At 50.9% G+C, this 6780-nt stretch carries 5 protein-coding genes; 2 read left to right on the plus strand and 3 right to left on the minus strand.

Annotated features, from left to right (window positions below; all coding sequences use genetic code 11):
- A partial coding sequence (locus ACOJTG_RS20630; protein WP_420155542.1) for a rhomboid family intramembrane serine protease occupies window positions 1-371 on the minus strand: 371 nt, incomplete at its 3' end.
- A gap of 153 nt (window positions 372-524) precedes the next feature.
- Here ACOJTG_RS20630 and ACOJTG_RS20635 point away from each other — a divergent pair.
- On the plus strand, window positions 525-1832 hold the full coding sequence (locus ACOJTG_RS20635; RefSeq protein ID WP_420155546.1) for an aminotransferase class V-fold PLP-dependent enzyme: 1308 nt from the start codon (window positions 525-527) through the stop codon (window positions 1830-1832).
- Between the two features lie 108 nt (window positions 1833-1940).
- On the plus strand, window positions 1941-4031 hold the full coding sequence (locus ACOJTG_RS20640; RefSeq protein WP_420155543.1) for a PKD domain-containing protein: 2091 nt from the start codon (window positions 1941-1943) through the stop codon (window positions 4029-4031).
- A 140-nt stretch (window positions 4032-4171) separates the two neighbouring features.
- Here the strand turns inward: ACOJTG_RS20640 and ACOJTG_RS20645 are convergent, their stop codons facing one another.
- Entirely contained in the window at window positions 4172-5752 is a 1581-nt protein-coding gene (locus ACOJTG_RS20645; RefSeq protein ID WP_420155544.1) for a SulP family inorganic anion transporter, read from the minus strand.
- Window positions 5753-5975: 223 nt separating this feature from the next.
- Window positions 5976-6780 (minus strand): sensor histidine kinase (locus tag ACOJTG_RS20650; RefSeq protein WP_420155545.1); only part of this gene is annotated, 805 nt, incomplete at its 5' end.

Genomic DNA, 6780 nt, shown 5'->3' on the forward strand with positions numbered 1-6780 from the left:
GAAGATACCCCGCCCGAAGCCCCGAGGGAATTGTAGTTGGGATTATTCCGGTGCTTGAAGTACGTGGGCAGGTCGGAAATGATGATCCCACCCATGTACAGAGCTACGTACAGCAAATTTCCCATCGGCGAAATCTGCGAGAAAATGCTTTCCACCAGACCGCCGAAAGAATACAGCGAGATCATGTTAAAGGCCAGGTGACCAATATCGGCGTGAATAAAGCCCGACGTAATAAACCGCCAATACTCGTTCCGGCGATTGACTTCGTACGGATTCATTACCCAGCGACGCAGGATGGATTCGTTATTCCAGGCGTATAAACTGGCACCTACGGCCAGTAGTATAAACAGTAAGGTCAGACTCAGATTCATGGTAGCAATACAAAACAATCTTTCAGTCGAAAGATAAGGGTATTTTGACGCGTAAAAATAGCTGTTTTCACGGGGGGATAGTGATTTTACCGATTTTACAGTAATTTCCGTCCGGGCCGCAACCTGTTATCCACTAGCAATCATACTGTTATGATGCCTTCTCGCCGTGCGTTCTTTCGCCAGTCGGCCAGCGTTGCCCTCTTTCCCAGTTTAAAACCACTCAGCGAATCGTACTTTCAGGAAGTAGCACGGTACCGCTCGGGAGACTCAGCCCAAGCTCTGGCTTCTGATGAAGATTTCTGGGCTCTCATCCAGCGGGCGTATACCGTCTCGCCAACGATACTGAATCTCAACAACGGTGGCGTAAGTCCCAGTCCAACCTTGGTTCAGGAAGCCGTCGAGCGGTATTTCCGTTATTCCAACGAAGCCCCGAGCTACTACATGTGGCGGGTACTGGATCAGGGCCGTGAACCCCTGCGGGAGCAGCTGGCCAAGGTAGCGGGTACGTCGCCGGAGGAAATCGCCATTAACCGGAATGCCACCGAAGCCCTGGACACGGTCATTCTGGGCTTACCCCTGCAAAAGGGCGATGAAGTGGTCGTCTCCAATTTCGATTACCCAAACATGATGAGTGCGTGGCGGCAACGCGAACTCCGCGATGGTCTGAAACTCAATTACGTGAAGTTGCCCATGCCTTGTGAAGACGAGAATCAGCTGGTGAAGCTGTTTGTCGAGCAAATGACACCGAAGACCAAAGTAGTACACCTCACGCACGTCATCAACTGGTCGGGGCAGGTACTGCCGGTTCGGAAAATTGCCGACGAAGCTCATAAACGCGGGATCGAAGTACTCGTGGACGGAGCCCACAGTTTTGTGCATCTGGATTACAAAGTACCCGATCTGGGCTGCGATTATTATGGTACCAGTCTGCACAAATGGCTGAGTGCTCCCATCGGTACGGGAATGCTTTGGATAAAAAAAGAGAAGATCTCGAAGATTTTTCCCCTGGTACCCAATGAGCAGCCGCAATCCGAGAATATCCGTAAGTTCGAAAACCTGGGTACTCGACCCTTTTTCATCGAACAAGCCATCGGACAGGCCATTCAGTTCAATAATTCCATCGGGGCGGTTCGGAAGTACGAGCGTCTATTTTATTTGAAAAACTACTGGGCTGAAAAAGTAAAAGACCTGCCCGGTATTACGTTGTATACTTCACTGAAAAAGGGTTATTCCGGAGCCTTAGCCGTCGTTGGTGTGAACGGAATGACGCCCGGTCAACTGGAAAGTGCACTCCTGACTCGCTTCAAAATCCATACAACGCCGATAGATAAAGAGAATGTGAAGGGCGTTCGAGTAACCCCGCACGTTTATATTTTACCCTCGGATCTCGACCGCTTGGTAAATGCCCTGACGATTCTGTCAAAAGAAAACACCGATAAGCTGGCAAAAGCCGGAAAGTAAGCATAAGGATTTACGGGTAAATTCCCCGGGGAGGCAGGTACTTCCCCGGGGAATTTGTTTTTTTGTAGGTATGAACCGCCACTTTGCATGAACCTAACATCAACCCCTATGAAAAATTTTGTACTTAGTCTTTTTCTGCTGACCTCGGCTCTGATGAGTTGGGGTAGAAACCCGGCGAGTGGGTTCTTTCAAAGTCCTGTTTGCTCCTTAAAGGTTAAAATAACGCCTGATAGTGTAAGCCTTTGTGCCAGCGGTAGCGTGGTACTGACGGCGAGCCCTAGCGGTACTACGCCATCAGGAGCTTTGACCTACCAGTGGCGGCGGGGGAATCAGATTGTTGGAACGGGGCGAACCTATACGGCTACTACCGTGGGCATCTACAGTGTTACCCTCAGCCAGGGTACCTGTAGAGCTACCGATACTTTGACAATTACGTTAAACCCTGCCCCCGCTCTTTCCAGCATTGCGGGCGATTCGGCCCTTTGTGAAGGGCAAAAAGGTAACCTGAGTGTAACGGCCTCCGGTACTACGACTCCCTATACGTATCAGTGGAAACTCGGATCGACCGTGCTCACCGATAAAACACCTCAGCTTTCGATTACCAAGGCTGGTACGTACACTGTGACGGTAACCGATGCGAAAGGCTGCACCGCTTCTACCACGAAAACCGTACAGGAAACCAAACCCGTCCTCTATATCACCACGGCGACGAGTAAGCTCAACCTGTGTTCGGCGGATCAGGAAGGGGTGAAGATGCAAATTTTCCGAACGGAGAACTTTACACCAGATACGTATGCCTGGAAACGCGGTACCACCATAGTAGGCACGGGCTCTACCTTTGAGGCCAAGGAAGCTGGAACGTACACCTTGCAAGCTACGGCAAAGAATGGCTGTCAGGCCGTATCCGGCAACAACATTCCAATTCAGAAGTACAACTCTCCTACCGCATATGCCGGAGCCGACACCTCCCTGACGGGTAAGGATCGCTTCGAACCCAAAGGCATCATTACGGCCAGTGGCGGAACGAGTCCCTATACCTACGCCTGGCAAACGTCAGCTAATACACCCGTTTATACCGTGGCCAATCCGAGTATTGGACCCTTCAAAAACGCTACGCAGGTTTGGCTGACCGTAACGGATCGAAACGGCTGTACGGCCCGCGATACCGCCCGAATTACCTATATACCCTGTAAGCTAAAACTGAGCGTGACGGGGGCTGACTACCTCTGCGAGGGTCGAAGCAGTACACAGTGGACGGGACGGGTGACCGATAGTCTGGGAGCCGTAACGTACACCTGGCGGCAGGGATCGAGCCTCGTGTTTGGCAATCGCGTAAATCTGACGAAAGAAGGAACCTACCTGATTAAAGTCGAAGATGCCCGGGGCTGCGAAGATTCGCTGAGCCGGAGTATCACCATCAAACCAACGCCTACGGTACAGATTTCCGGCGATTTGTTCTACTGCCGGGGTGGAGGAGCCTTACTCCGGGCAAACCCCGCGGGCGGACAGGCTCCGTATGCCTACGAATGGAAACTCGGTACAGCGGTTGTACCCAATGCTTCTGGTGTACAGTTCAATGCCTCTGCTCCGGGTAATTATACGGTTACCGTTCGGGATAGTCTGGGTTGCCGGAGAGAGTCGGCGGCGGTTGCCATTGTCGAGCGGGGGCAGAACATCGTTGCGAACATCGTTCCGGCTGGAAAAACCACCACCATAGTTCCCGATAGCGTCGTATTGAATGCCGTTACGGGAGCCAATTATGCCTATCAGTGGCGGAAAGACAACGCGGAAATCGCAGGAGCGACACAACCTCGCCTGGTACTCCGGGGTTCGCAGGCAACGGGTAATTACGTCGTCGTAGTCATTAGTGAAGGGTGCTCCGTACCCTCTTCGCCCGTGAACGTCTGGATTGAAGGACCTACGGCCGTAGAGCCGGGTACGACCGAAGTCGCGGTGAAAGTATACCCCAATCCTTCGGCCAGTCGGGCCATTATTGAAGTAAACTTACCCCAGGCGGCAGCCGCCCAGTTGCAGGTATATACGCTGGCGGGGCAGCCTGTATTAAGTCAGCAGGATACGCAGGTACAGCATCAGCATCGCTTTGATCTGGACCTGTCGGGCGTTACGGGAGGTATGTTACTTTGGAAAGTACAAGCTGGGGCTTACGTACGGGAAGGCAAATTGATAAAGACCAACTAAGCTATAAAACAAAAAAGGTAAAGGCCAGCAGAGCCTTTACCTTTCTACTCCTAAAAAGAAGCCCCGGATGAAAGGGCCCTTATCAAACTAACTCCTTTTCTTGTGGCTCTAAAGGCTTGCGATTCTTTAGAGGGTGCTGCTTAAACAGCGATTTGATGATGAAGTGATTTATTTTCGGCTGTGGGTTTCAGATACGTGATCTGAATATTTCGTAAATGAGCTTTCGATTCAAAACTGTTTAAAATGTTCAGTACGTCGCTGTCGATATAGGAAGATCGCGTACAGTCGATTTCTACTACACTATCATCCGGAATGGTTTCCAGAATTTCCGTAACACTGACTTTATTGAGAAAGGATACGTAATCGCCCATGCGAATGCGAATGCGTTCCTGCCCGTTGACATGATACGCATGCGTCTGGTGGGCTTTCACGTAGGTTTCCCGCAGAACGAAGAATAATCCTACGGCCAGACCGATACCGATGCCGACTAACAAATCCGTTAGTAAAATCGCTACGACCGTCGTAACGAAAGGCAAAAACTTGAGTATCCCCGCCGCATACTGCTGTCTGAAAATGCTGACCCGGGCGAGTTTATAGCCCGTTACCAGTAAAATGGAAGCCAGCGAAGCCCAGGGAATCCGGTTCAGTACCGACGGCAGCGTCACGACGCAAACCAGTAGTAAAGATCCGTGAATCAGAGCGGCCCGTTTGGTACGTGCTCCCGCATTCAGACTAACCGAACTCCGCACGATGACCGAAGTCAGCGGCATGCCCCCAATCAGTCCACTCACCACGTTACCGATACCCTGAGCCTTCAATTCCCGATTCGTTGGTGATTTCCGCTTGAGTGGGTCGAGCTCGTCGATGGCTTCGATGGCCAAAAGGGCTTCCAGACTGGCTACCATCGCAATCGACAGGGCCGAGGCATAGACTTGCGGATTATCCCAGGAGGTAAAATCAGGAAACGTAAAGAGCCCAAGGAACCCCGCCACGGTTTCGGGTACGGGTAATTGTACCAGATGATTTCCCTGTAAAGCCAGCGTAGAGCTCAGGGAGGAAATCAGCATATTGATTCCAATGCCCAGCGTAACGACAACCAAGGCGGCCGGAATATTCTTTAAAACTGGATGTTGACGGAAAAGCGGCCGTTCCCAGAGAATCAGTACGCTGAGTGAAAGCAGCGAAATGAGAATGGCCGTTCCGCTAAACTGCTGGAAAGCAATCGTCAACTGCGTCAGAATGTCAAAGCCATCGGGCTGAAAAAGCGAAAAGCCTTCAGCGGCATCGGCGTCGTAGCCTACCAAATGCGGCAATTGTTTGATGATCAAAATGATACCAATCGCTGCCAGCATCCCCTTAATGACCGAGGAGGGGAAAAAATTACTAATGACCCCTGCCCGAAGAAAACCCAAACCCACCTGAATGAGTCCGGCGACAAACGTAGCCAGCAGAAACGTTGGAAAAGCCTCCAGACGTTCCATGGTCGCCAGTACTACGACAATTAAGCCCGCCTCAGGTCCGGATATACTCAACTGCGATTTGCTGAGTAACCCAACGACCAGTCCACCCACGATCCCGGCAATGATTCCAGAAAAGAGCGGTACACCCGACGCCAGAGCAATGCCCAGACACAGCGGAACCGCCACTAGAAAGGAAACCAGGCCACCTCGCAGGTCACCCGCTATGGAAACGTCAGTCCCGTATTGAAGCTTCGTATTCATAACGGTTCGCGGTTGGAACTAGCGTTTGGGCCTATGTCAAGAGATAGTGGGAAGGCTAGTAGGTTGGATAGACACTAAAATCATCCAATCCCGGAAATCGTAATTCCTCGTACTAGAAGGCGATTTTTTAGCCTGATACAAAGCTAGGACATGCGGTCTCTTTCAAAATTAAGAGGCCATTAGAAGATTGTTAGAGAGTAATGAGGAGGTGATTAGAAAACGATTAGAAAAGCTTGGGCAGCTGTAACACGACAGAAGTACCCCGGTTGAGTTCGGAGCTGACTAAGATGCGACCGTGGTGCAATTCCATGATTCGGTGGGTGAGGGGAAGCCCAATGCCGTATCCATGAATTTTCTTAACATTTTCGGCCCGGAAAAAGGGTTCGTAAATGTGTTTAAGATCCTCGGCACTAATGCCTACGCCCTGATCGGTAAAGGTGATGGTGGCTCCTTCCGTATTGACGCCGAGCGTTACGTCCACCTGCTTATTCTGGGAAAATTTACAGGCGTTTTCCATCAAATTCAAAAAGGCCGTCGTGAGTAGAGACTTGTTCCCTTTTACCAGTAACGAAGGTTGTGAAGTCGCGGTATCTCCTTCAAACGAAAAAATCATCTGGTATGAAGGGTGCTTGGTGGTAAGCAGTTTGGCGGCATCGTAGATGACTTCGTCCAAAGCGACTTCCTGAAAGGTAATGGTTGATACGTCCTGATTGACCTGAGCCAATTCTAGCAGGTTATTGGCGAGGTTGTTGAGTCGTCGAATGGATTCGAGTACGGTTTTCCACTTCGCCTCATGCTCCTCGGGGGTACGGGGTTTGATCAATGTCACTTCAATCTGACCCGTGATGATAGTAAGCGGCGTACGTAACTCGTGCGAGGCGTTGGCTACGAAATCCCGCTGTACTTCAAAAGCCTTTTGCACGCGATCCAGCATGGAATTGAACGTCTGAGCCAGCTGAGCAATTTCATCTTCCTCTTTACCCGCCACCAATCGCTGATTCAGGTTGAAAGCCGTAATCTGTTCTACT

The organism is Siphonobacter sp., from assembly GCF_048595215.1.
Classification (GTDB): domain Bacteria; phylum Bacteroidota; class Bacteroidia; order Cytophagales; family Spirosomataceae; genus Siphonobacter.

Excerpts from the sequence above, each read along its gene's own strand:
- ACOJTG_RS20635 (WP_420155546.1), top strand. The coding sequence starts at position 525 with ATGCCTTCTCGCCGTGCGTTCTTTCGCCAGTCGGCCAGCGTTGCCCTC.
- ACOJTG_RS20640 (WP_420155543.1), top strand. The coding sequence starts at position 1,941 with ATGAAAAATTTTGTACTTAGTCTTTTTCTGCTGACCTCGGCTCTGATG.
- ACOJTG_RS20645 (WP_420155544.1), bottom strand. The coding sequence starts at position 5,752 with ATGAATACGAAGCTTCAATACGGGACTGACGTTTCCATAGCGGGTGAC.